This is a genomic window from Geodermatophilus pulveris, from assembly GCF_900188375.1.
GTDB lineage: Bacteria > Actinomycetota > Actinomycetes > Mycobacteriales > Geodermatophilaceae > Geodermatophilus > Geodermatophilus pulveris.
The window spans coordinates 1-23668 of sequence record NZ_FZOO01000007.1; the positions used below are offsets into that span (position 1 = coordinate 1).

The 23668-nt window shown below is 76.1% G+C and carries 28 protein-coding genes; 19 read left to right on the plus strand and 9 right to left on the minus strand.

Annotation, left to right across the window (positions count from 1 at the left end; genetic code table 11):
• The 3 genes from CHB98_RS14335 to CHB98_RS14345 form a co-directional block, all read left to right on the plus strand.
• A partial coding sequence (locus tag CHB98_RS14335; RefSeq protein ID WP_281251868.1) for a citrate/2-methylcitrate synthase occupies nt 1–188 on the plus strand: 188 nt, incomplete at its 5' end.
• A gap of 108 nt (nt 189–296) precedes the next feature.
• Nucleotides 297–557: a hypothetical protein gene (locus tag CHB98_RS14340; RefSeq protein ID WP_089306287.1), complete on the plus strand. Its 261-nt coding sequence runs from the start codon at nt 297–299 to the stop codon at nt 555–557.
• 123 nt (nt 558–680) lie between these two features.
• Nucleotides 681–2723 (plus strand): NlpC/P60 family protein, encoded by a 2043-nt coding sequence (locus CHB98_RS14345; RefSeq protein ID WP_089306288.1) that lies wholly within the window; start codon nt 681–683, stop codon nt 2721–2723.
• A 91-nt stretch (nt 2724–2814) separates the two neighbouring features.
• On the opposite strand, the gene CHB98_RS14350 is transcribed toward CHB98_RS14345, so the two are convergent.
• The 9 genes from CHB98_RS14350 to CHB98_RS14390 form a co-directional block, all read right to left on the minus strand.
• Entirely contained in the window at nt 2815–3573 is a 759-nt protein-coding gene (locus tag CHB98_RS14350) for a hypothetical protein (protein ID WP_089306289.1), read from the minus strand.
• Entirely contained in the window at nt 3570–3914 is a 345-nt protein-coding gene (locus tag CHB98_RS14355) for a hypothetical protein (protein WP_089306290.1), read from the minus strand. The genes CHB98_RS14350 and CHB98_RS14355 overlap by 4 nt, the downstream gene beginning before the upstream one ends.
• A 132-nt stretch (nt 3915–4046) precedes the next feature.
• Nucleotides 4047–5144, minus strand: a complete 1098-nt coding sequence (locus CHB98_RS14360) for a sigma-70 family RNA polymerase sigma factor (RefSeq protein ID WP_089306291.1) — start codon at nt 5142–5144, stop codon at nt 4047–4049.
• 70 nt (nt 5145–5214) lie between these two features.
• Nucleotides 5215–5676: a hypothetical protein gene (locus tag CHB98_RS14365; protein WP_089306501.1), complete on the minus strand. Its 462-nt coding sequence runs from the start codon at nt 5674–5676 to the stop codon at nt 5215–5217.
• Nucleotides 5677–5876: 200 nt separating this feature from the next.
• Nucleotides 5877–6212 (minus strand): carbon storage regulator CsrA, encoded by a 336-nt coding sequence (csrA, locus tag CHB98_RS23075; protein ID WP_281251869.1) that lies wholly within the window; start codon nt 6210–6212, stop codon nt 5877–5879.
• Nucleotides 6213–6294: 82 nt separating this feature from the next.
• Entirely contained in the window at nt 6295–6684 is a 390-nt protein-coding gene (gene fliW, locus CHB98_RS14375) for a flagellar assembly protein FliW (protein WP_245821167.1), read from the minus strand.
• Between the two features lie 11 nt (nt 6685–6695).
• The gene (locus CHB98_RS14380) at nt 6696–7598 is read right to left on the minus strand and encodes a flagellin N-terminal helical domain-containing protein (RefSeq protein WP_089306293.1); all 903 of its coding nucleotides are present in this window, start codon (nt 7596–7598) and stop codon (nt 6696–6698) included.
• 4 nt (nt 7599–7602) lie between these two features.
• Nucleotides 7603–9048, minus strand: coding sequence for a flagellar hook-associated protein FlgK (gene flgK, locus CHB98_RS14385; RefSeq protein ID WP_089306294.1), 1446 nt, complete (start codon nt 9046–9048; stop codon nt 7603–7605).
• Nucleotides 9045–9530: a flagellar protein FlgN gene (locus CHB98_RS14390; protein WP_089306295.1), complete on the minus strand. Its 486-nt coding sequence runs from the start codon at nt 9528–9530 to the stop codon at nt 9045–9047. The genes flgK and CHB98_RS14390 overlap by 4 nt, the downstream gene beginning before the upstream one ends.
• 171 nt (nt 9531–9701) lie before the next feature.
• Between CHB98_RS14390 and CHB98_RS14395 the strand changes: the two genes are divergently transcribed.
• From CHB98_RS14395 to CHB98_RS14470, 16 genes are all read left to right on the plus strand, one after another.
• Entirely contained in the window at nt 9702–10685 is a 984-nt protein-coding gene (locus tag CHB98_RS14395; RefSeq protein WP_245821168.1) for a sigma-70 family RNA polymerase sigma factor, read from the plus strand.
• Nucleotides 10686–10815: 130 nt separating this feature from the next.
• On the plus strand, nt 10816–11955 hold the full coding sequence (locus CHB98_RS14400; RefSeq protein ID WP_089306296.1) for a flagellin N-terminal helical domain-containing protein: 1140 nt from the start codon (nt 10816–10818) through the stop codon (nt 11953–11955).
• 98 nt (nt 11956–12053) lie between these two features.
• Complete coding sequence (gene fliD, locus CHB98_RS14405; protein ID WP_089306297.1) at nt 12054–13436, plus strand: flagellar filament capping protein FliD; 1383 nt, start codon at nt 12054–12056, stop codon at nt 13434–13436.
• A 26-nt stretch (nt 13437–13462) separates the two neighbouring features.
• A complete protein-coding gene (fliS, locus tag CHB98_RS14410; protein ID WP_089306298.1) occupies nt 13463–13849 on the plus strand; it encodes a flagellar export chaperone FliS in 387 nt (128 codons plus the stop codon).
• Nucleotides 13846–14199: a hypothetical protein gene (locus tag CHB98_RS14415; RefSeq protein ID WP_089306502.1), complete on the plus strand. Its 354-nt coding sequence runs from the start codon at nt 13846–13848 to the stop codon at nt 14197–14199. The genes fliS and CHB98_RS14415 overlap by 4 nt, the downstream gene beginning before the upstream one ends.
• Nucleotides 14200–14527: 328 nt before the next feature.
• Nucleotides 14528–14875: a flagellar basal body rod protein FlgB gene (flgB, locus tag CHB98_RS14420; RefSeq protein ID WP_089306299.1), complete on the plus strand. Its 348-nt coding sequence runs from the start codon at nt 14528–14530 to the stop codon at nt 14873–14875.
• Nucleotides 14876–14953: 78 nt separating this feature from the next.
• Entirely contained in the window at nt 14954–15358 is a 405-nt protein-coding gene (locus CHB98_RS14425; protein WP_089306300.1) for a flagellar basal body rod protein FlgC, read from the plus strand.
• A 2-nt stretch (nt 15359–15360) separates the two neighbouring features.
• The gene (fliE, locus tag CHB98_RS14430) at nt 15361–15693 is read left to right on the plus strand and encodes a flagellar hook-basal body complex protein FliE (RefSeq protein ID WP_089306301.1); all 333 of its coding nucleotides are present in this window, start codon (nt 15361–15363) and stop codon (nt 15691–15693) included.
• Entirely contained in the window at nt 15693–17288 is a 1596-nt protein-coding gene (fliF, locus tag CHB98_RS14435; RefSeq protein WP_089306302.1) for a flagellar basal-body MS-ring/collar protein FliF, read from the plus strand. The genes fliE and fliF overlap by 1 nt, the downstream gene beginning before the upstream one ends.
• A complete protein-coding gene (gene fliG, locus CHB98_RS14440) occupies nt 17285–18373 on the plus strand; it encodes a flagellar motor switch protein FliG (RefSeq protein ID WP_089306303.1) in 1089 nt (362 codons plus the stop codon). Before fliF ends, fliG begins: the two co-directional genes overlap by 4 nt.
• Nucleotides 18374–18485: 112 nt before the next feature.
• Nucleotides 18486–19145, plus strand: coding sequence for a FliH/SctL family protein (locus tag CHB98_RS14445; RefSeq protein WP_245821169.1), 660 nt, complete (start codon nt 18486–18488; stop codon nt 19143–19145).
• The gene (locus tag CHB98_RS14450) at nt 19142–20449 is read left to right on the plus strand and encodes a FliI/YscN family ATPase (protein WP_089306304.1); all 1308 of its coding nucleotides are present in this window, start codon (nt 19142–19144) and stop codon (nt 20447–20449) included. The genes CHB98_RS14445 and CHB98_RS14450 overlap by 4 nt, the downstream gene beginning before the upstream one ends.
• Nucleotides 20446–20901: a flagellar export protein FliJ gene (locus tag CHB98_RS14455; RefSeq protein ID WP_089306305.1), complete on the plus strand. Its 456-nt coding sequence runs from the start codon at nt 20446–20448 to the stop codon at nt 20899–20901. Before CHB98_RS14450 ends, CHB98_RS14455 begins: the two co-directional genes overlap by 4 nt.
• Nucleotides 20889–21842 (plus strand): transglycosylase SLT domain-containing protein, encoded by a 954-nt coding sequence (locus CHB98_RS14460; protein ID WP_089306306.1) that lies wholly within the window; start codon nt 20889–20891, stop codon nt 21840–21842. Before CHB98_RS14455 ends, CHB98_RS14460 begins: the two co-directional genes overlap by 13 nt.
• Nucleotides 21839–23140 carry a flagellar hook-length control protein FliK gene (locus CHB98_RS21705; RefSeq protein ID WP_089306307.1) on the plus strand — a complete coding sequence of 434 codons (1302 nt, stop codon included), beginning with the start codon at nt 21839–21841 and terminating at the stop codon, nt 23138–23140. Before CHB98_RS14460 ends, CHB98_RS21705 begins: the two co-directional genes overlap by 4 nt.
• A gap of 30 nt (nt 23141–23170) precedes the next feature.
• Complete coding sequence (locus CHB98_RS14470; RefSeq protein WP_089306308.1) at nt 23171–23593, plus strand: flagellar hook assembly protein FlgD; 423 nt, start codon at nt 23171–23173, stop codon at nt 23591–23593.
• The last annotated feature ends 75 nt before the right edge of the window (nt 23594–23668 follow it).

Below are 23668 nucleotides of genomic sequence, written 5' to 3' on the forward strand. Positions count from 1 at the left end.
GGCTGATCTACCGGGCGATGGGCTTCCCCACCCGCATGTTCACCGTGCTGTTCGCCCTGGGCCGGCTGCCCGGCTGGATCGCCCAGTGGCGGGAGCTGATGGACGACCCGGCCACCAAGATCGGCCGCCCCCGGCAGGTCTACACCGGCGCCACCGAACGGGCCTACACCCCCCTCGACCAGCGCTGACCGGGAGAGCGGCGCAGCACGTCACCACCCCCGACGACGGGACCCCGGTCCGCCCGGCAGCATGGGGCGGGCCGGATGCGACCGCCGCACCCCCCGGGAGGGAGTCCCATGGCCGAGCCACCCGTCGAGGACGACCTCGTGCTGCCCCCGCTGCCGCTCGCGACGGGCCGGACCGTCCGCCTCGGCGGGACCGGGCACCGGGTGTCCCGGGTGGAGCTGGTCGTCTCCACGGAGGACGGCGAGGAACTGCGCATCCCGCTGGAGCACCACCACGGCGGCTGGTGGCCCCCGCCCGCGCGCACCTCCGCGCCCGCCGGCGTCTCCGCCGATCGGGTGTCACCTGCCGATCACCTCCACCCGGAGGGGTGAGGTCGCCCCTCCCCGTCACACCCGCCACTTCAGCAACTCCTGCACCACGTCGTTAGCAGGTCCTGAGCGCACCGCGGACAGCGCGGAGCCGGCCACGCACGACGACACGCAGGGGGACCCGCAGTGCCCGCACCACGCACGCCGGCCCCCGCCCGGACCGCCGCCCGCGTCCCCGCAGCCCGCACCGCACCGGGCCGCGCGGCCGGCCGCCCCGCCGCTCCGCGTGCCACGGCTGTACGGACGACGGCCCGGACCTCACCCCGCACCGCCGCACCCCGCCCGGCGCTGACCGCCGAGGAGGCGCGCGCGCTGCGCGCCGCCCTGGCCGCGCGAGCCGCGACCGCCGACGGCGGTGCCGCGGGCACCACCCGCCGCCCCTCCCCCACCGGCCGCCCCGCGGCGCGCCGCACGCCGGCCGCCCGGAGGCGCCGGCGCCGCGCGGCCCGGGCGGCCGCCCGCCGTGCCGCCCTGCGCCGCTGGCTGCCCGCCGCCGGCGGCCGCCGCTGGCGGGTGCGGCTGTCGCTGGCCGCCCTCGGTCTGGCGCTGCCGGTCCTCGCCGGCCTGGTGCCCCCCGGCGCGCAGCCGGCCGGGACGGTCACCGGACCCACCGATGCCACCGGCCTGGCCCTGGCGGCCCAGGGCACCCTGCTCGACGCCGCGACCCGCTACCGCGGACTGCAGCAGGACCTCGCCGCCCGGGACGCCGAGCTGACGGCGGCGCGCACCGCCCAGCAGGTCGCCGAGCAGCAGCTCGCCGCCGCCCGCGCGACGGTCGGCACCGGGGCCGCCGCTCTGTACCGGTCGCCCGCCGAGGCACGCACCCCCGCGCTGGGCCTGGACCTGCGGGCCGCCTCGACCACCCCCGACGTCCTGCACCGGTCCGCGCTGGCCGAGCAGGTGGCGCGGGACCTCGCGGTCGACGTCGTCCGCGCCGAGCGGGCCGCGGCCGGCGTGGCGCGGGCCGCCCGGCGCGTGGCGGTCGCCGAGGCCGCCGCCGCGACCGTCGCCGAGCGGGCCGCTGCCGTCCTCGACGAGGTGCGCACCGAGGTCGGCGGGCTGCGCACCGACGTGGCCGCCCAGCTGGCCGCGCTCGGCACCGGCCGGGCCGCGGCGGCCCAGCAGGAGACCAACCAGCAGGCGCTGCGCCGCTGGCAGGACCACCTCGGCGCGCTGGCGCTCGCCGGCATCGTGTCACCGCCCGCGGCCGCCCTGGCCGACCCGGCCCGGCTGCCGGCCGGCCTGTCCCCCGCGCTCGACGGCGCCGGGCAGCCGGTCCCCGGCATCGCCCTGGGCGTCGCCGGCAACCGCCCGGTCACCGTGCTGCCCGCGGAGACGGTGGCCGCGGTGAGCTCCGCGCTGGCCCAGCTCGGCAAGCCCTACGCCCCGGGCGGGACCGGCCCGGACACCTACGACTGCGGCGGGCTGGCGGCCACCTCGTGGCTGCTCGCCGGCCACGCGATCCCGGCCACGCCGGGCGACCAGTGGGCGCGCGGCGCCGCCGTCCCCCTGGCCCAGCTGCAGGTCGGCGACCTGGTCTTCACCGACGGCGGCAGCGACGTGGGCCTCCACCTCGGCGAGGGGCAGGTGGTCGCCGCCTCGGCAGCGGGCTACCAGGTCGGCGTCCGGCCGCTCACCGGCGCGGCCGGCGCCGTGCGGGTCACCCTGCCCGCACCGGCGCAGGCCAACGCCGCGCTGCCGGCCGGCACCACCGGCCACGGGCCGTGCGGCGCGCCGCCCGCGCCGGCGGGCCCGGTCAGCCCCGCGTGGGGCGGCTGGTCCAACGGCGCCATCCCGGCGAGCGCGCTGTGCCCCGTCGCCCGGGGACACGCGCTGCGCTGCGACGCCGCCGCCGGCTACACGGCGATGGCCGACGCCTACCGGGCCGCGTTCGGCAGCCCGCTGTGCATCACCGACTCCTACCGCTCGCTGGCCGCGCAGGTCACCGCGTTCCGGACGAAGCCGCAGCTGGCCGCGGTGCCGGGGACGTCGAACCACGGGTGGGCGCTGGCCGTCGACCTTTGCGGGGGGATCCAGACCGGCGGCACCGCGCAGTGGGCCTGGATGGCGGCCAACGCGGGCCGCTTCGGGTTCGTGCAGCCGGACTGGGCCCGACCCGGCGGCGAGAAGCCCGAGCCCTGGCACTGGGAGTTCGGCCACCTCGCCTGAGCGCTTCCGGCTCGATGGCACGGGGGCACAGGAGGCTGTGCACCCGCTGGCGCCCCCTGGGACGGGGGCATCGCCTCCTGTGCCGGTGCAGCTAGGCCCAGCGCAGGCGGGCGAGCTGACGCCAGGGCATCCGCTGGCAGGCCTCACCGGTCTCCCCGGCGAGGCGGGCGGCCACCGCGGCGCCGGCGCAGGCCAGGGGCGAGGCGGGCGTCACGACGACGTGCGGGTCGCGCAGGTCCAGCCCAGCCGCGGCGATCCGGTCGAGCAGCACCTGCGGGGTCCTCAGCACGGCGGTGGCCAGCAGCGGCACCTCGGGGTGGGACCACAGCACCACCGGTCCCTCGACGCGCAGGCAGCCCCCGACGCCGGCGGCCCGGTCCCCCGCGGCCGACCGCACGCGGTCCACGACCTCGCGGTCCAGCCCGGCCGACGGCGACCAGCGCAGCGCGCGCTCCCCGCGGCGGACGACGACCCGCCAGCCGACCGAGGTCTCGGTGCGGTCGGTCCAGTCCAGGACCGCGATCCCGTCCTCGGCGGCCACCGCGTCGGGGACCGGCCGGCCGTCCACCCAGACCGCCAGCGCGGCCGCCAGCTCCTCCGGCGTCGACCCGACGCGGGCGTCGGTCATGTCCTCGGCCAGGTCGCGCAGCGGTGTGCGCACCCGCCGCTCGTCCTCCTCGAGCAGCACGACGGGACCGTCGGCCCGGTCGTCGACCAGCGAGAGCGCCAGCCGCCCGGCCGCCATCGCCGGCAGCACGTCCTCGGCCACCCGGCGCAGACCGTCCACCGACACGGGGACCGCGCGCAGCCGCGGCAGCAGTCCGGAGCCGCCGAACAGCCCGCCGCTCACGGGCGGTCCCGGCCCAGCGCGGCGCGCAGCGCGGGGGCCAGCCCGGCCAGCACCAACACGCTGCCGAGCTCGCGCACGGACAGCCGCACGGGCAGCACGTCGGCGCCCCAGCCGGTGACCCGGCGCACCCGGGCGGCGGAGGCCGGCCACACGGCGTCGCGGGCCGCGGCCACGTGCAGCTCGGTGAGCACGTCGGCCAGGTGGACGGCGGCCACCGGGTGCACCGCCGGGTCCTGCAGCTCGCGCCGCACCAGGGCCGCCAGCTCCTCCCGCTGGGCCGCGGTCAGCCAGTGCGGCACCAGGACGTCGGGCGCGGGCCCGCCCGCGGCGAGGGCGCTCACCGCGCGCCGCCCGCTGCCGGGCCGGGCCGGGCAGCGCTGCTGCGGCGGGCTCCCCTGCGCTCTGTCACGGAGGAGGTATCGGCAGGTCGACACGTCGATGGACCCGGGTTCGACTTGATGGCCGGCTCGCCGTCAGTCGGCGAGGTCGGCCAGCCGGGACCGCAGCGCCCGCTCGACGCGGTCGGCGTGCACGTTCATGTTGCGCACGGAGGTGCCCAGGTCCGCCGACAGCTGCGTCTTGGTCCGGCCGCCCCAGGTGGTCAGGTACCAGGTGGCCCAGCCCAGCACGTTGGGCTGACCGGCGCGCTGGTCGGGGCGGGCACCCGACTCGGGCGCGCACGCCGCGGTCAGCGCGTGCGACAGCAGCGTCTGGTCGGCCTCGCCCATGATCTCGTCGGGCGCCTCGGCGGTGTCGGGCAGCATGACCTCGGTGGCGTCCGGCCCGCCGTCCAGGGACTGCAGGTTGCGCAGCCCGTTGAGCGTGGCGACCGTCTGCGAGTTGCGCCGCAGCGTCGCGACGCTCTGCCCCATGTAGGCGGCCAGCTCCTTCTCGCTGGGCCGCCGCTGGTGCTCGACGAGGAAGGCCGCGACGGCCTTCTGCTGCCGGTGCTCGGTGTCGGCGGCGGTGCGGCCGTGGGCGTTGCGGCCCAGGTCGTGCACCCACTTGGACAGCTGGGTGGCCAGGAACGCCCCGAACGGGACGCCCTTGCCCTCGTCGAAGATCCCGACCGCCTTGAGGATCCACTCGCTGACCTGCTGGGTGAGGTCGTCGGGGTCGGGCACGTGCAGCCGCAGCGTGCTGGCGTTGCGCTGCAGCCGCTTGAGGCTCACCGGGAGGTAGTGCCGGCAGAGCTCGTCGAGGAACGCCGGCGGCAGGTCCCGCGGCGCGCGGCGGCGGACGTCGGTCTCCGCCCGGAGCCCGACGGTCCCGACGCCGTGCCCGGCGCACCAGGTGCGGACCCACTCGACGAGCACCTGCGCGGTGCCGGGGACCCCGTCGACGCGGTACAGGCCGTCGCCCTGGTCGTAGCTGACCGTCACGCCGTCGGGCAGGTCGCGGCGCAGCTCGCCGAGCGGCAGCTCGCGGTCGGTGCGGAAGTGCACCCGGTCCCGCGGCGTGATCGGCGCGAGAGCCCAGCCCTCGGCCTCGGGGATGCCGCCGAAGACCAGCGGGGCGCGGCCGCGCGGGTCGGTGGTGTCGTCGACAGGGGTGGCGGGACGGTGGTTCACCGGGGCTCCTCGGCGCTGTGGGGAAGACGGCGCGGCACGTGCGGTGGCGCAGTGGGGAGGGCGGGCGGCCTCAGGCGGGGACGGACTGGGTGGGCCGGCGGGGCGCCGGGACGCCGAGGTCGTCGGCCGGGCCGGACGCCAGGCGCGCCACCAGGTCGGCGGCCGCGGCGCGCTCGGCCGGGCCCGGCTCCACCGTGTAGACCGGCATGTGGTCGTACAGCGAGGTGAACAGCGAGCTGACGAACGCGTAGGCGGCCTGCGCCTGCGGCGAGAAGCGGGCCACGGCGGTGCGCGGGCCGAGCTCGACGCCGACGGTCACCCGCACGACCCGCTCGTCCTTGCCCAGGCCGGTGAGCGTGAAGGAGACCTCCGGGTGCGCGCCGCCGAGCTCGGCCAGCGCCGCCAGGCAGCGCCGCGCCGAGCCGCGGCGCGGCCGCAGCTGCACGTGCACGACGACGGTGTCGGAGTCCGTGGCGGGACCGACGGTCTCGGCGGCCTGGTTGCCGGACTCGGTGATAGCGGTGTGTTGCATCATGATCGCCCCCTGTTACGTGCTTGGGGCAACTCTGGCGCATCACCGACCGGGCGGCGGCCACAACTCTCGCTGTGCCATGCGCAACCTCAGGCCATCTCTTCGGCAGTTCTTGCCCGTGTCGATGCCCGGGATCGCGCCGGCCGTGCAGTGTTCGGCGGAAGTGCACAAGGGGCCGGGACGGTTCCCGGCCAGTGTGCTCACCCGGCGGAGCCGCCCGCGGCGCGTCGGCGGCCGGGCGGGCTGATGGACGCCGGCGCGGCAGCGGCCGGCGGCGCCGGGTCGGCCGCGGGCGCCGGCTCGCCGGCCGGTGCGGGGGCGAACGCCGCGAGCGCGCCCAGCGTGTCGGCGGTGACCTGCGCCGCGAGCAGGTTGGCCTCGGCGATCTGCCGGTAGACCTCCTCGCGGTGGATGGTCACCTCCCGGGGGGCGGTGAAGCCGAGCCGGACGGTGCCGCCGCGGACCTCGACGACGTGGACCTCGATGTCGTCGCCGATGCGGATGGTCTCGCCGACGTTGCGGGTGAGAGTGAGCACGTGGACCCCTCCGTGGGTGTGGTGTGGCCGTCCATGGCAGGTGGGCGGGGAACGGGGACGGCGCGCGGCCGTCCCGAGGGGGTTATCGGCGCAGGGGACGCCGGATCGGATGGGCGCCGTCGGGGAGGACGACCTGGGTGGCCCGCCAGGTGACCGGGTCGACCACCAGCGGGGCCCGCAGGTTCGCCGTGGCCGCGGCCGGGCCCTCCGCCGGCACCGTCACCAGGCAGTACAGCCGCGCCTGCGCGGGGTCCTCGAGGCCCAGGCCGGCGCACACCGGCGCGGGCAGCCGCGGGGCGTAGTCCGGGAAGTAGACCCCCGGGTCGACGGCGAGGAAGCGCGGGCCGTCCGGCGCCATCGACTGCAGCCAGAACAGCCGCCCGTCGCCGTCCGCGGTGACCAGCACGTAGTCGCGGTGGCCGGGGAACCCGGGCAGCGGCTCGGTCATCGACAGCAGGGGCAGGGTCGCCACGGCGGAGAGCGTCATCGCAGGAAGTCCACGAGCGTCGGCTGGATGACGTTGGCCGTGGCCTGCAGCGCGGCCTGGTAGCCCACCTGCCGCTGGTTGAGGTCCATGATCGTCTTCGCCAGGTCGATGTCCTCGACACCGGCGAGCTGGGAGCGCAGCGCCAGCTGCTGGTCGGCGTTGACCTGGCCGGCCGCCTCCAGGCGGGCCGAGCGGGCACCGACCGCGGTGCCGGCACCGAGCAGGCGGTCCAGCGCGGCGTCCAGGCCGGCGAGGTCGGCGGAGAGCTGGTCGGGGTCGGCGACCACGTCGTCGGCGATCTTGGCGACCAGGGCGAACAGGTCCTCGCCGTCCGGGTCCCCGAACGCCTCGGGACCGGTGACGTCGACCCGCGCGACCTCGTCCCGCGAGATCCGCCGGGTGGTCTCCACGACCTCACCACCGGCACCCCGGGCGCCGACGTAGTCGCCGGTCGCGGCGTCGTACGCCGTGGCGCCGGACGTCGGGCCGCCGAACAGCGGCCGGCCGTTGATGGACGAGTTGGCCATCGCCAGGAGGCTCTGCCGGAGGGCGCCGACCTCGATGCTGATCGCCTGCCGGGAGGTGGTGGACATGCTCCCGCTGTTGAGGCCCTGCACGGTGAGGTCGCGGACCCGGCGCACCTGGCCGGCCATGGTGGCCAGCGCGGTGTCGGCCGCGTCGAGCCGGCTCCGCCCGTCGGTGATGTTGCGGGCGTACTGCTGCGCGGCACTGCGGTCCTGGCGCACCTGCATCGCGCGGTTGGTGTCCGTCGGGGAGTCCGACGGCGCGCTGATCTGCTTGCCGGAGGTGAGCTGCTGCTGCAGCTTCGCGACGGCCGCGAGGTTGCCGTTGAGCCCGAGCAGCGCCGTCTGCGTCACGGCGCGGTGGGTGATCCGCATCAGGTCACCGCCCCACGAGGCCGGTGCGGGTGATCAGCGTGTCGATCGCCTCGTCGATCGCGGTCACCATGCGGGCGGCCGCGCCGTAGGCGTGCTGGAAGGACAGCATCGTCGTCATCTCCTCGTCCAGGTTCACACCCGACACGGACTCGCGGGCGGCGTCCACCTGGGTGGAGATCACCGTCTGCACCTCCAGGTCGCGCGAGGCCACGGCGGACTCCACGCCGAGCGCGACGACCAGCTGGCGGTACCCCGCGTCCACGCCGTCCGGCGCCAGGCTGAGCCGGAAGAAGGCGTCGGCGTTGTCGCCGTCGGCGGAGGGCTGCCCGCCCACCGCGGCCGGCGACGAGGCCGCGACGGCCAGCAGCGCGGGGTCGCTGACGCGCACCGTGATGTTGCCGGCGTGCACCGTCGCGGGGTCGACGGGCACGGTGCCCGACCCGTCATCGAGCAGCGGCTGGTCCGCGCCGGACGCCCCGGTGGCGTCGTAGCCCGCGGCCTGGACGGCGTTGAGCCGACCGACCAGGTCACGGGCCATCTGGTCGAGCCGACCGCGGTAGCCGGGGATGGTGTCCGTCAGGGCGGCCAGCTGCCCGCCGGCGGTGCCGCCGATCGCGATGGTCGTGCCGCCGGGGTCGGTGCGGACCCGCGGGTCGTCCCCGGTGCCCACCCCGTCGGGGGTGTCCGCGCCGGCGAGCTGCAGGCCCAGCGTTGCCCCGCCGGAGACCAGGGTGCTCCCGCCGACCAGGACGTCGACCATGCCATCGGCCGCCGGCCGGACCGTCGCACCGACCCGCTCGGCCAGCGACACCACCAGCAGGTCGCGGCGGTCGGCGAGCTCGTTGACCGGCAGGCCGGCCCGGCTGGCGGCCCCGATGGCCGTGTTGAGCTCGCCGATCGACGTCGCGGTGGCGTTGACGTCGGCCACGAGCGCCTGCAGGTCGTCCCGGGTCTGGGTCCACTGCTGGTCCAGCGTCGCCCGGGCGGTGTGCAGGCCGCCGGCCAGGATGTCCAGCCGCTCCAGCACCAGCCCGCGGGCCGCCGGCTCGGTGGGGTTGTTGGCCACCTCGCTGAAGCCGGTCCACACGTCGGCGAGCATGCTCTGCAGGCCGGTGTCACCGGGCTCGCGCAGGGCGGCCTCCACCCCGCCCAGCGCCTCGGCGGCGACGGTCAACTCGGCGGTCCGGGAGATCTCCGTGTGCGCCCGCTGCTCCAGGAAGACGTCCCGGATGCGGGTGACCCGGCCGGCGTCCACGCCCCCGCCCACGGGGCTGGACACCGAGTGCAGCGCCGGGACGGCGGTCCCGCCCACCGCCTGCAGGTCCACCCGCTGGCGCGAGTAGCCCTCGGTGTTGACGTTGGCGACGTTCTGGCCGGTGAGGTCCAGGCCCCGCTGGGCCGCCCAGAGCGCCGTCCGGGCCGTGTTGAGCCCGCCGAAGGTGGAGGTCACAGGGCGCCGTCCAGCGTCACGGCGCGGTGCGCGCCCTGGGTGCTGCGGCCGCTGGCCCCGTAGGTGCCGGCCGAGGGCGCCTGGGCCGACAGCAGCGCGTCGCCGATGGCGGTCAGGCCACCCTCGATCAGCCCGCGGTTGGCGTCGGAGAGCCCGCGCAGTTCCGTCACGAGCACCAACAGCGCCTCGTGGTGCTTGGCGTACAGGTCGTCCCACGGGGCCGGCGCGGCCTCCGCGAGCGTGCGCAGGGACGGGTTGCCCCCGACGCCCAGCCGGGTGGCGAGCACCTCGGTGACCGCCGCGCGTTCCACCTCGAGGCTGCGCAGCTGGTCGAGCACGACCTCGATCTCGTGCGCGATCCGCGCCAGCCAGCGGGTCTTGCCCGTGACGATCAGGTACTGCTTCTCCTCTGCCTTGAACAGCAGCAGGTCCAGCAGCTCCTGCTCGCGCCACAGCAACGTCGACAGGTGCTGGTGGTCCACGGCCCTCACCGTCCTCCCCTGTTCCCCGCGGCGGACGTCGGTGCTGCCGGCGGGTTCTCACGGGGAGCTTCGGCAGTCCGCAGGAGCCCTTGAGCCGAGGGCGCCACTGCGGGCGGCCCGCGGCCGGACCCGGCGGTGCCGTCCGGCCCGCACGCTGCCGAGAAGGAGCACGTGAGCCCATCGCGTGCCTCGGTGACCGTGCGGTCCGGTGTCCCTGCCCCGCGCTCCGCTCCTCCCGCACAGGGCGGCGCGGACGGCGCGCCCCGGGGGCAGGCGTCGCGCGACGTCGACGGCCTGGTGACCGACCACCTGCCGCTGGCCACCTTCGCCGTCAACGCGGTGGCCGCCCGCATCTCGCTGCCCTCACACGTCAGCCGGGAGGACCTGCTGTCCTGCGCGCGGGTGGCGCTGGTCGAGGTCGCGCGGCGGTTCGACCCGTCGGCGGGGGCGTCGTTCGCGACCTACGCCCTGCCCCGGCTGCAGGGCGCCGTCCTGGACGAGCTGCGCTCCGGCGACTGGGCCAGCCGGTCGGTGCGGGCGGCGGCCCGGCGCTCGGACGCGGCCGCCGACGCCCTCGCCATCCAGCTCGGGCGGCCGCCGACGCGGGGTGAGCTCGCCGCCAGCCTCGGCATGGCCACCAGCGACCTGGACTCCCTGCAGGTCGACGTCCACCGCGCCGTCATGGTGAGCATCGACGCCGAGACCGGTCCGGACGGCTCCTCCCTCGACCTGCCCGACACCGGGGAGTCGCCGGAGCGGGCGCTGCTGCGCACCGAGCGGTCCCGGTACCTGCACGAGGCGATCCGCCAGCTGCCCGACCGGCTCGACGAGGTCGTGGAGCGCAACTTCTTCGGGGGCGAGTCGCTGACCGACATCGCCGCCGACCTCGGCGTCACGCTGTCCCGGGTGTCCCAGATGCGCGCCCGGGCCCTGACGCTGCTGCACGCGGCGATGAGCGAGGTGTGGGAGGGCCGGGCGGTGCCGGCCGACGGCGGGGTGCGGGCGCGCAACCAGCAGCGCTCCTACGTCGACCGCGTGGCCGGGCGCAACGCGCCGCCGGCGGCGGCCCCCGCGCTGCCCCGCGCCGTGCCGGCCCAGCACCCCCACTCGGCGTGGGCGGCGGCCCGGCGGTACGGCGTCTCCCGACCCGCCTGAGTGAGGAATCGTCCAGAAGCGGTCCCGTTCGCCTCAAGTCCCCGGCAGGACCGGCCGAACCTCTCCACGCACCGCCCGCAGCACGGATGCAGCGGGAATCCCCCAAGTCCCGATTCCACGGAGGAACACCATGGGTCTCAGCGTCAACACCAACAGCGCGGCGATGAACGCCTACCGCAACCTGTCGGTGACCAACGACCAGATGAGCAAGTCGCTCGAGCGGCTCTCCTCCGGTTTCCGCATCAACCGTGCCGCCGACGACGCCGCGGGCCTGGCCATCTCCGAGGGCCTGCGCTCGCAGATCGGCGGCATGAAGCAGGCCGTCCGCAACACCCAGGACGGCATCAGCGTCGTCCAGGTCGCCGAGGGCGCCCTGGGCACGACCACCTCGATCCTGCAGCGCATGCGCGACCTGGGCGTCCAGGCGGGCAACGACTCCAACAACACCGAGGCCCGCGCGGCCATCGCCACCGAGGTCGAGGGCCTGCAGGCCGAGCTGGCCCGCATCGCCGAGTCCACCAACTTCAACGGCACCAAGCTGCTGAACGGCGACACCACGGTCCTGAACTTCCAGGTGGGTGCCAACGGTGACGCGGCCAGCCAGATCTCGGTGGACCTGACCGCGGCCAACGTCGAGGCGATCGCCGACGCGCTCGGCGTCAGCGGCGGCAGCCGGACGGCGTTCACGGTCGCCACGCCCACCGCCGTCACCGGGACGTACACCTTCAGCGACGGCCAGGGCGCCTCGGCCGCCGTCGACCTGGGCGCCGTCAACGACCACACCACGGTCGACTCGGTCGCGCTGAAGCTGAACCAGGACAGCAGCTTCGCGGCCAGCTTCCGCGCGACGGTGAACTCGGACAACGAGCTGGTCGTCAGCGCCAAGGACGGGGCGAGCACCGCGGTGACCGTGGCCGCCGGCGCCGGTGCCGCGGGCATCAACACCACCGGCACGGCGGTCACCGGCGGCATCAGCTTCGACACCGCCGCGGACGCCCAGAACGCCGTCGACGCCATCGACACCCAGCTCGCGCAGGTCTCGGAGGCCCGGGCCCAGCTCGGTGCCTACCAGAACCGGTTCGAGTACACGATCAACAACCTGAACGTGGCGATCGAGAACACGACGGCGTCGGAGTCGCGGATCCGCGACACCGACATGGCCCAGGAGATGACCAACTTCACCCGGACCCAGATCCTGACCCAGGCCGGCACCTCGATGCTGGCCCAGGCCAACCAGTCCTCGCAGGGCATCCTGCGGCTGCTGGGCTGACCCGTCCGCACCACCTGAGCACCACCCGGTGAGGGGGGAGGCCCGTCGGCCTCCCCCCTCACCGCTACCCCCCTGCTCCCGCCCCCGGAGGTCCGTCCATGGCAGGCATCAGCACCGGCATCGGCCTGGCTTCAGGCCTCGACTACACCTCGCTGGTCGGCCAGCTGATGCAGCTGGAGGCCAAGCCGCAGACGCTGCTGAAGGCACGCCTGTCGGAGACGCAGGTGGACGCCGCCGCCTACCGGGCCGTGAACACCTCCCTGTCGGCGCTCAAGTCGGCGGCCGACAAGCTGAGCGACACGGCGACGTGGACACCGGTCAAGGCCACCAGCTCCTCGGACGCGGTCACCGTCACCACGACCACCGGCGCGAAGCCGGGCTCGCTGACCTTCACCGTGGACTCCCTGGTCGCCACCCACTCGGTCGTCGCCAACGGCTCGTACGGAGCCGCCTCGGACCCCGCCGGCTTCACGCGGATCGATGTCACGGACTCCACCGGGACGGTGGTGGGCACCGTGAGCGTCGGAGGCAGCGGCACGCTCGCCGACGCGGTGTCGGCCATCACCGCCAGCCCCTACGGGTTGAGCGCCCGGACCGTCGATGTCGGCGGCGAGCTGCGGCTCGAGGTCAGCAGCACGGCTGCCGGCGCGGACGGGACCTTCTCGCTCACCGCCTACACCCCCTCGACCATCCCCCTGGGCAGCCCCACCCCGGGCCCGGCGTTCGCCGTGGTCACCCAGGGCACCGACGCGCAGCTGACCGTGGGCACCGGCCCGGGCAAGTACGCCGTGAGCGGCACCACCAACACCTTCAGCGACCTGCTGCCCGGCCTCACGCTCACCGCCACCCGGACCGGTGGACCGGTGACCGTCGACGTGGCCAGTGACCCCTCCGCCGTTGCCGCCGCCGTGCAGTCCCTGGTCACCGCGGCCAACAGTGCGCTGTCCACCGTCCGCGGCTACGGCTACAACGGCGCGGGCAGCACCGCCGCCCTCCGCGGGGACAGCACGCTGCGCCAGCTCGTGGGCGACGTCCTGGGCGCGGTGGCCTCGGCGGTCGGCACGGACGACTCACCCGCGGTGGCCGGGCTGCAACTCAACAGCAAGGGTGAGGTCGTCTTCGCGGCTGACGTCTTCACCGCGGCGCTGGCAGCCGACCCGGCGTCGGTCCGGGCGCTCGTCGACGGGTCCACGGTGGGCGGGTCCACCGTCCCCGGCGTGGCGCAGCGACTCGCGGCGGTGACCGCTGAGGCGACCGACGCGACCACGGGCACCCTGACCGTGCTGGCCCTCAACAAGGACCGTCAGGCGTCCGACCTGCAGGAGCGGATCGACGAGTGGGACCTGCGCCTGGAGCTCCGACAGCAGACCCTGACGCGACAGTTCAACGCCATGGAGACCGCTCTCGGCACGCTCAACAGCCAGGCCTCCTGGCTGTCGGCGCAACTCGGCCAGCTGCCGAGCTGGTCGTCGAGCAACTGACCAACCCGTACCCGGAGGAACCCTCGATGAGTGCTGCCACCCTGCGGACCCGATACCTCGGTGACACCGTCGCCACCGCCTCACCGCCGCAGCTGCTGGTGATGCTGTACGACCGCCTGGCCCTCGACCTGGACCGCGCGCACAGCGCCCTGACTGCCGGCGATCGTCAGGACGCCGGCCGCAACCTGCTGCACGCCCAGGACATCGTGGTCGAGTTGCGGGAGAGCCTCCGGGTGGACATGTGGGACGGCGGCCCTCGGCTGGCGGCCTTGTACAGCTGGCTGCTCGGCGAGTTGGTGCAGGCCAACGTCAAGGGCGACCGCAATCGTGTGGCGTCGTGCCAGCAGGTCGTCGAGCCGCTGCGCGATGCGTGGCGGCAGGCGGCCGCCACGCTCGCCGCCACACCCGCATGAGCCCCGGCCGGCCCGGGCCCGGGAACGGCGACCCCGCCCGCGAGTGGGCCACCGTGCTCGACGAGCTCGAGGGCGAGGTGCTCGCCGCGGAGGCGGTCCTGCGGGCCGACCGCGACGACGAGATCGCCGCCTGGGGCGGCCGCGCCGAGGACTGGATCCCGCCGGCCACCCTCGGCCCGGTCCCCGCGGACCTGCGCGAGCGCGCCGCCCACCTGCTGCAGCACCAGCTCGCCGTCGCCGAGGAGCTCGCCGAGCGGATCATCCGGTCCCGAAGGCAGCGCGACGTGGCCGCCCGGATGTCCTACGGCCCCACCCGGCCAGTTGCCTCGTTCGTCGACCGCAGTCTCTGACCCAGCGGCCCCCCGCGCGCGCGAACAGCCACTCCCCCGCCCCCCGTGGCGCCGACCCTCGGCGCTCCGGGGGGCGTCGTCGTCCCCGGGTCCGGCCGGGCCGGTCACGCACCGTGGGCCACAGCCGGCTCGTCCACCCCATCCGCGGACTCCGGCCACTCCCGTGGGCAGCACCCGTCCGGCGCGCACCACGGGGTGCCGATGACTGCAGAGCACGGACAGCGCACCCCTCGCCACGGATCGGCGGACCCCGCACTCGCTCGCGAGTGCCTCTCCTGCGTACCCGGAGGCCGATCGTGTCCCGCTGCCCCGCCCGAGGAACCGCCCCGTGATCGGCGACGTCACCTCGTCGGCCCTGCACACCGCGCTCAACGGGCTCGCCCAGCGGCAGCGGGTCACCGCCGACAACATCGCGAACCTGCAGACCCCGGGCTTCCTGGCCGGCCGGGTCGACTTCGAGGCCGGCCTGCGCGGCGCGCTGGCCGCCGGCGCGACGCCGACGGACTCCACCGGCACGGTCCGCCGCTCGGTGGAGCCCACCCGGCTGGACGGCAACAACGTCAACCTCGACGCCGAGACCGTCATCGCCACGGAGACCGGGCTGCGCTACCAGCTGGCTCTGGGCGCCCTGGACGGCAAGTACACCGTCATGCGCACCGCGCTGCGGACGCAGTGACATGAGCGAGCGCGCGAGCGGATCGATGGACGGAGCCACTGTGCGCATGCCTCTGACGAGCGCCGGCGAGGAGGAGGCATGAGCACGTTCGACTCGCTCGGCATCTCCGGGTCCGGGCTGCTGGTCCACCGCAGGTGGCTGGACGCCGTCTCGGACAACATCGCCAACATCAACAACGTCACCTCGACCGACGCCGACGCCTTCCAGGAGCGGCTGATCGTGGCGCAGGCCGTCGACTACGGCTCCGGCGAGGGCGGCGTCCGCGTGGCCAGGGCCGAGTACGGCAGCCCGGAGGGCCGGCTGGTGCACGAGCCGGACCACCCGCTGGCCGACGCCGACGGCTACGTCCGGTACCCCGACATCGACCTGGGTGACCAGATGACCCAGCTGATCATGGCCCAGCGCGGCTACCAGGCCAACCTGGCCGTGGTCGAGCGGGCCACCAGCGCGTACCAGGCCGCACTCCAGCTCGGGAAGGGCTGACCATGACCTCGCCCATCGGCGGCATCTCGTTCCCGTCCGCGGTCACCGGGCTCGCCGGTGTCACCGGGGCGGCACCGGCCCCCGACGCCGCCGCCGCGACCACCGCGGCCGGCGACGGCGGCTTCGCCTCCGTCCTCGCCTCGTCCCTGGACCGGCTGCAGGCCACCCAGTCGACGACCGACGGCCTGGCCGTGCAGGCCGCCACCGGCGACCTGCGTGACGTGCACGACTACATGATCGCGGCGAACGAGGCCAAGCTCGCCACCGAGATGGTCGTGACGCTCAAGAACAAGGCCGTCGAGGCCTTCACCGAGGTCATGAGGATGCCGGTCTGATGCCCACCGCCCTCGCCGGGCCGCTGGAGCGCGTGCGGTCCACGCTGTCCACGATCAGCCCCGGCCAGAAGGTCGTCATCGGCCTGCTCACCGCGGGGCTGGTCCTGGGCGGGTTCGTCTTCCTCCGCTGGATCACCGCGCCCACCTACGCGCCGCTGTTCTCGAACCTCGCCTCGGCCGACGCCTCGGCGATCGTCGACGAGCTCAACGCGACCGGCGTCGCCTACGAGCTGGCCGACGGCGGCGGCACGATCATGGTGCCGAACGAGCAGGTCTACGACCTGCGCCTGTCGATGAGCGGCAAGGGCCTGCCCGCCGGCGACGACACCGGCTACGCCCTGCTCGAGGAGCAGGGCATCACCACCAGCGAGTTCCAGCAGCAGAAGACCTACCAGCGGGCGCTGGAGGGCGAGCTCGCCGCGACGCTGGAGTCGCTGGAGGGCGTCCGGCAGGCCACCGTGCACCTGGCCCTGCCCGAGGAGGAGGTCTTCGCCTCCGACGAGGCCGAGCCCACCGCCTCGGTGCTGCTGGACCTGGCGGCGGGCACCTCGCTGGACAGCGGGCAGGTGCAGGCCGTCACCAACCTGGTCTCCTCCAGCATCGAGGGGATGGACGCCGAGCAGGTGACCGTCGCCGACTCCACCGGCGCGGTGCTCTCCGCACCCGGCCAGGGCGTCACGTCGGCCGCCGGCGACGCCCGCTCGCAGATGGAGCAGGACTACGAGGGCCGGCTGGCGTCCAACGCCCAGGCGATCCTCGACCGCGTGTTCGGCCCCGGCCGCGCGCAGGTCTCCGTCCGCGCCGACCTGGACCTCGACCAGCGCAGCACCACCTCGCGGACGCACACCTACGAGGAGGGCACGCCGCCGATCTCGGAGAGCACCACCACCGAGGACTACGCCGGCACCGGCGCCGCCGTCGGCGGGGTCCTCGGCCCGGAGAACCAGCCCGACGCGGGGGCCGGTGCCGGGGACTCCACGTACACCAAGGAGTCGACGACGGCGAACAACGCCGTCGGCGAGACGCTGGAGACCGTCGAGGCCGCGCCGGGCGCGGTCAACCGGCTGACCGTCTCCGTGGTCATGGACGAGGCCGTGGCCGGCAACGCCAACCAGGCGCAGATCCAGGACCTCATCGGCAACGCCGTCGGCCTGGACGTCGCCCGCGGCGACGACATCACCGTGGCCGCGATGGCCTTCGACACCACCGCCGCCGACCGCGCCGCCGAGGATCTCGCGGCGGCAGAGGAGGCCGAGCGGCAGGCGCAGCTGTGGTCGATGGTGCGCACCGGTGGCATCGCCCTCGGCATCGCGCTGCTCGTGCTCGTCGTCTGGCTGCGCAACCGCCGCCGGTCCGACGACGAGGTCGAGGAGGACTACGAGGCGATGGAGCTCACCGACGACGTGATGGCCGAGCTGGACCGCATCCGCGTCGCCAGCGCCCGGGCGGTGCCGGCGGTCGACGAGGCCGCCCTGGAGCTGGAGGCCGCCGAGCGGGCCCGGGTCCGCGGGGAGATCGCCACGATGGTCAGCGACAAGCCCGACGAGGTGGCCGCCATGCTGCGCGGCTGGCTCAACGAGAGTGGTGTGAAGTGACACTGGCATCCGTCGAGCAGATGGTCGGCGCGGCGCCGTCGCCCGCCGCACCGACCGCCGTCCTCCCGGTGGTCCGCCAGGGACAGCAGATGCCCGGCCTGCGCAAGGCCGCGGTCTTCATCGCCCAGCTGTCCAAGGAGGAGGCCGGCGCGCTGCTGTCGAAGATGCGCCCGCGCGAGGTCGAGGCGGTGACCCGCGAGCTGATGAAGCTCGGGACGGTCGAGTCCGACGACGTCGACGGCGTCCTCGAGGAGTTCCACCACCTCATGACCGCGCAGCGGTTCGTGGGCCGCGGCGGCGTGGAGTTCGCCCGCGAGATCCTGGCGGCCGGCCTCGGCGAGGACAAGGCCGACGGCATCCTGTCCCGGCTCAACGTCGTCTACACCGAGGTGCCCTTCGCCTCGCTGCGCAACGCCGACGTCCGCCAGCTGGTGACCTTCCTCAAGGAGGAGCACCCCCAGGTGATCGCCCTGGTGCTGGCGCACCTGACCGCCGCGCAGTCCGCCGAGGTGCTCTCCGGCTTCGCCCCCGAGCAGCAGGCCGCCGTCGCGCACCGCATCGCGACCATGGACCGCACCTCCCCGGAGATGGTCCGACTGGTCGAGGAGGAGCTCGGCCGGCGGATGGGCTCGCTGCTGGCGCACCAGGACATGAGCACCGTCGGCGGCGTGGAGACCCTCGTCGAGATCATCAACCGCTCCCCGCGGCCGACCGAGCGCTCCATCCTCGAGTGGCTGGACACCACCGACCCGGAGCTGGCCGACCAGGTGCGCGCCCAGATGTTCGTCTTCGAGGACATCGTCACGATCGACGACCGGTCGCTGCAGCTGGTGCTGCGGGAGGTGGAGGCCAACGACCTGGCGACGGCGCTCAAGGGGGTGCGCCCCGACGTCCGCGACAAGGTCGTCCGGAACCTGTCCGAGCGTGCCGCGGAGAACCTCGCCGAGGAGATCGAGCTGCTCGGCCCGGTCCGCAGCCGGACGGTCGAGGAGGCCCAGGCCAAGGTCGTCGGCGTCATCCGCACGCTCGAGGAGCAGGGCGTGCTGACCATCTCGCGGGGCGGTGAGGACGATTTCGTCGCCTGAGCGAGGACCCCTGGAGGGGCCCCCCGCCCCCCGGGCGCCGCGGGAGTCCGCGCTGCTGCGCGGCGGCACGGCGCAGGCCGCGCCGCGCGCGGCGTACACCCGCACGGTCCCGGTGCCGCCCCAGGCGACCGGCGAGCGGCGGACGACGGTGCGCCGCGCGGCCGACGCCCCGGTGCCCGGCGGCCGGCACGCCGTCCGGCTCGGCGACGTCTACGCCGAGGAGCTGGCCCGGCTGCGCGAGCACGCCCGCCAGGAGGGCTACGCCGCCGGCCACGCCGAGGGGGTGCTCGCCGCCGAGCCCGTGGTCGCGGAGGCCGAGCGGGCCGCGCAGGCCCGGCTCGCCGAGGTGCAGGCCCGCTGGGAGCGTCGGATGGTCTCGGCCACCGCCGCCCTCGGCGCCGCGGTGGCCCGGCTGGAGGCCGCCGCCGTGCCGGTCGCCGAGGACGTCCGGGACTCCGTCATCAGCGTCGTGCTGACCCTCGTCGAGGACCTGCTCTGCCGCGAACTCGCGCTCGCCGACGACCCGGTCATGGACGCCGTCCGCCGGGCGCTGACGCTGTGCCCGGCCGACGAGCCCACCGTCGTCCGGCTGCACCCCGACGACCTCGCCGAGCTGCCGGCCGAGGCGCTGGCCGAGCTGCCCGCCACGGTGCGGGTCGTCGGCGACCGCGCCGTCGAGCGCGCCGGCGCCGTCGCCGAGACCGGCCCCACCCGGGTCGACGCGCAGCTCGGCGCGGCGCTGGAGCGGGTCCGGGCGGTGCTCGCACCGTGAGCGCCGGCCTGCTCGACCGCGCCCGCGCGGCGGCCCGCCCCCAGCTCACCGGCTCGGTGGTCGGCGCGATGGGCCTGACCCTCACGGTCGAGGGCGTCGCGGCCGCAGTCGGCGACCTCGTCGAGATCGACCCGGCACCGGACGGCGGCCTGCTCGCCGAGGTGGTCGCCGTCGCCCGTGAGCGGCTGACCTGCATGCCGCTCGGCGAGCTGTCCGGCGTGCAGGCCGGTGCACGGGTGCGTGCCACCGGCATGCCGCTGCAGGTGCCGGTCGGCGAGGCGCTGCTCGGCCGGGTGCTCGACGGCCTGGGCCGGCCGGTGGACGGCGGCCCGCCGCTGGACGCCTCCGTGGAGTTCGTCGACCTGGCCAGCGAGACACCGCACGCCCTCACCCGCACCCGCGTCGAGGAGCCGCTGACCTCCGGCGTCCGGGTGCTGGACACCATGGTCCCGCTGGGCAGGGGCCAGCGGCTGGGCATCTTCGCCGGCTCCGGCGTCGGCAAGTCCACGCTGCTGGCGCAGATCACCCGCGGCACCGACGCCGACGTCCGCGTCATCGGGCTGATCGGCGAGCGTGGCCGCGAGGTGCGCGAGTTCCTCGAGGAGAACCTCGGCGCCGAGGGCATGGCGCGCACCGTCGTCGTCGTCGCCACCTCCGACGAGCCGCCGCTGGTGCGCCTCAAGGCCGCCTTCGTCGCCACCCGCATCGCCGAGGGCTTCCGCGACCAGGGCCGCGACGTGCTGCTGATGATGGACTCGATCACCCGCACCGCCATGGCCCAGCGCGAGGTCGGCCTGTCCGCCGGGGAGCCGCCGGCCACCCGCGGCTACCCGCCGAGCGTCTTCGCGATGATGCCCCGGCTGCTGGAGAAGGCCGGGACGGCGGCCGTCGGCTCGATCACCGGCCTCTACACCGTGCTGGTGGACGGCGACGACCACAACGAGCCGATCGCCGACACCGCCCGTTCCATCCTCGACGGGCACGTGGTGCTCACCCGCGCGCTGGCCACCCAGGGGCACTTCCCGGCCATCGACGTGCTGGAGTCGATCTCCCGGGTGGCCACCGCGGTCGTCGCGCCGCCGCAGATGGCCGACGCCCGTGAGGTGCGCCGGCTCCTGGGCGCGCTGCGCGACGTCAAGGAGCTCATCGAGATCGGCGCCTACTCCGCCGGCACGGACGCCCTCGTCGACCGCGCCCGGGCGCTGGCCCCGCAGATCGAGGCGTTCCTGCAGCAGCCGACCGGGGAGCTGACCCCCGCCGCTGAGTCGTGGGCGTGGCTCAACCGCATCGTGCGGTCGGCGTGAAGCGGGCCGCCTTCCGGCTGCAGTCGGTCCTGGAGGTCCGCCGCACCGAGGAGCGCGCGGCCGCGCTGGCCGCCGCCGACGCCGCCCGCGCCGCCGCCGAGGCCGACCGCCGCGCCACCGAGGCGGAGGCCGCCGCGTCCTCGGCCCTGCCCTCCGGCCCGCTCGACCCCGGTGCCTTCCGCGCGCGGATGGCACTGGGGCGGCTGGCCGCCGAGGACGCCGTCGCGGCCCGGTCGCTCGCGACCGCGTCGGCCGAGCAGGCCGACCTGGTGCGCGCCGCCTGGACCGCGGCCGCCCAGCGGGCCAAGGGGCTGGAGCGGCTGCGCGAACGTCACCTGCAGGCGGTGCGACTGGCCGAGCAGACTGCCGAGGAGAGGACCGTGGACGACCTCGTGACCGCCCGCTCCGGCCGCCGCGCCCGCACCGACGGGGAGGCGGCGTGGAGGGACTGACCGCGGTGCAGTCCCGGATCAGCGAGATCCAGGCCCGCTTCCTCACCGCGCCCCGCCCGGCCGCCGCCGGCTGGACCGCGGCCGCCGCCGCCGCCGGCCTCACCGGCACCGGCGCGACGCCCGCGGCCGGCGCCGGGGCGGCGGGCAGCGCGTCCGAGGGCGCCGTCGTCGCCGAGGCGCGCCGGTACCTCGGCGTCCCCTACCTGTGGGGCGGCACCGACCCGGCCAAGGGGCTGGACTGCTCGGGGTTCACCCAGCTGGTCTACGGCAACCTCGGCGTCGACCTGCCGCGCACCTCCTCCCAGCAGGCCACGGCCGGCCGGCCGGTGGCGGGCCTGGCCGACGCCCGCCCGGGCGACCTGGTCTTCTTCGACCACTCCTCCGGCCGCCCCGGCATCGACCACGTCGGCATCTACGTCGGTGACGGCAAGATGATCGCCGCCCCGCAGGCCGGTGAGGTCGTCGAGGTCCAGGACGTCGGGAGGCCCTCGGTCATCCGGCGGGTGCTGCCCGCGGAGCCGGCGGCCGCCGCGGCGGCGCCCGCCCCGGCCGCGTCGCTGTCCGGCGTCCCGTACGCCGACCTGTTCACCCGCGCCGCCGCCCGGCACGGCGTCGACCCCGCGCTGCTGGCCGCCGTCGCGCAGCAGGAGTCCGGCTTCGACGCCTCCGCGGTCTCCCCCGCCGGCGCCCAGGGCCTCATGCAGTTCATGCCCGCCACCGCCCGCGGCCTGGGCGTCGACCCGTTCGACCCGGCCTCGGCCGTCGACGGCGCGGCCCGCTACCTGGCCGACCTGACCGAGCAGTTCGGCTCCACCGAGCTCGGCCTGGCGGCCTACAACGCCGGGCCGGGCACCGTCCGCCGCCACGGCGGCATCCCGCCCTACGCCGAGACCCAGGCCTACGTCCGCGGCGTGCTGAGCAAGGCAGAGGCCCTCCGATGACCGCTCCCCTGGCACCGGCCGCGCCGGCGCCCGCCCCGGCCCTGTCCTCGCCCACCCACCCCGCGGCCACGGACTCCCCCGGCGGCGGCGAGCGCTTCGCCAGCGCCCTCGACGACGCCGTCGCCGGTCAGCAGGGTGCCCCCCGCGACGGCGAGCGCCCCGCCGACGGCGAGGACGCCGCGGCCGGGCCGACCGCCGAGGCCGTGCCCGCCGTCGCCGCACCCCCGGCCGTCCCCGGCGTCTCGCCGGCGGGCATGCCGCCGGCCCTGTGGGCGCTGCTCACCGGACTCGGGCCGGGCGCGGCCCCCGCCGCCGTGGTCCCGCCCGCCACCGGCGCGGTCCCGCCGTCCGTCCCGGCCGGTGCCCCCGCCGCCGTCCCCGCCGGCCCCGTCCCTGCCGGCCCCGTCCCGGCCGCGGTGCCGGCCGGCCTCCCCGTGACGGCCGCGGTCCCCGGCGCCCTCCCCGCCGGCGACGCGGCCACCGCCGTACCCGTGGCCACACCGGCGGCCGCGTCGACCGCGGCCACGCCGCCGGCCGCGCCGGTCCGCCCGGCCGGTGTCCCCGGCCCCGCCACCGCTGCGGCCGCCGGGCTGACCGTGGTGGTCGCCGGCCCGCAGGCCCCGGCCACCGCGGCCGCCGACGCCGCCCCGGCTGCGGGCGCACCGGCGCTGCCCCCCGCGGCCGCACCGGCACCCGGCGAGGGCACGGCCGCCGACACCGGCGCCGCCCCCGACCGGGAGCCCCCGGTGCCGGCCACCCCTGCGACCACCCCTGCGACCACCCCGGCCGCCGGGCCCGCCGCCCCGGCGGCGCCCGCGACGCCGGTGGCCGCCGCGGCGGCCGCGGCCGCTCCGGCCCCCCCGGTCTCCGGCCAGGTCGCCCAGCAGGTCGCCGTCCTGCGCACCGCCCCGGACGGCACGCACACGATGACCGTGGTGCTCACCCCGGAGACCCTCGGGCCGGTCGAGGTGCAGGTGACCCTGACCCAGGGCGCGGTCGACCTCAGCCTGCGCAGCGCCACCGAGGCCGGCCGGGCCGCGCTGACCGAGGCGCTGCCCGACCTGCGCCGCGACCTGGCCGGCGCCGGGCTGACCTGCACCAGCGCCTCGGTCGACCGCGAGACCGGCGGGTCCTGGTCCGCCGGCCAGCAGCAGCACGCGGCCGGCGACCGCCCCGGCCAGCACGGGCAGCCCGACGGCCGCGGCCGGCCGTGGCTGCGCGGCGGCGACGCCGACCCGGCCCGCACCACCCCGACCAGCACCGCCACCCCGTCGTCCGGCCTCGACGTCCGAGTCTGAGACGTCCGGGTCCGAGAGGAGGAACGCCCGATGCCCGATGCCGTCAGCGCCGTGGGGGGTACCGCCACCCCACCGGCCACCAGCACGGTCACCCGCAGCGACCAGATGGGCAAGGACGTGTTCCTCCAGCTGCTGGTCGCCCAGATGCGCTACCAGGACCCGAACAGCCCGACCAGCACCACCGAGTTCATGTCGCAGACCGCGACGTTCACCCAGGTGGAGAAGCTGGAGCAGATCGCCGCGCAGAACGCCTCCATGGTGGCCCTGCAGCGCTCGCTCGGCGCCGGCGCCCTCGTCGGCCGGACCGTCAGCTACACCGGCGACGACGGCGCGCCGGTCACCGGGACCGTCGGCTCGGTGAAGATCACCGGCGAGGAGCCCAGCGCCGTCGTGGACGGCGTGGACGTGCCGATCGGCCGGCTCACCGAGGTCTCGCTGCCCGCCTCGCGCTGAAGAAGGACCCCCTCGCCCCCCGCCGTTCGCACACTCACGGCGGGGCCCTGCGAGGAGGCCACCCCACCCACCCCG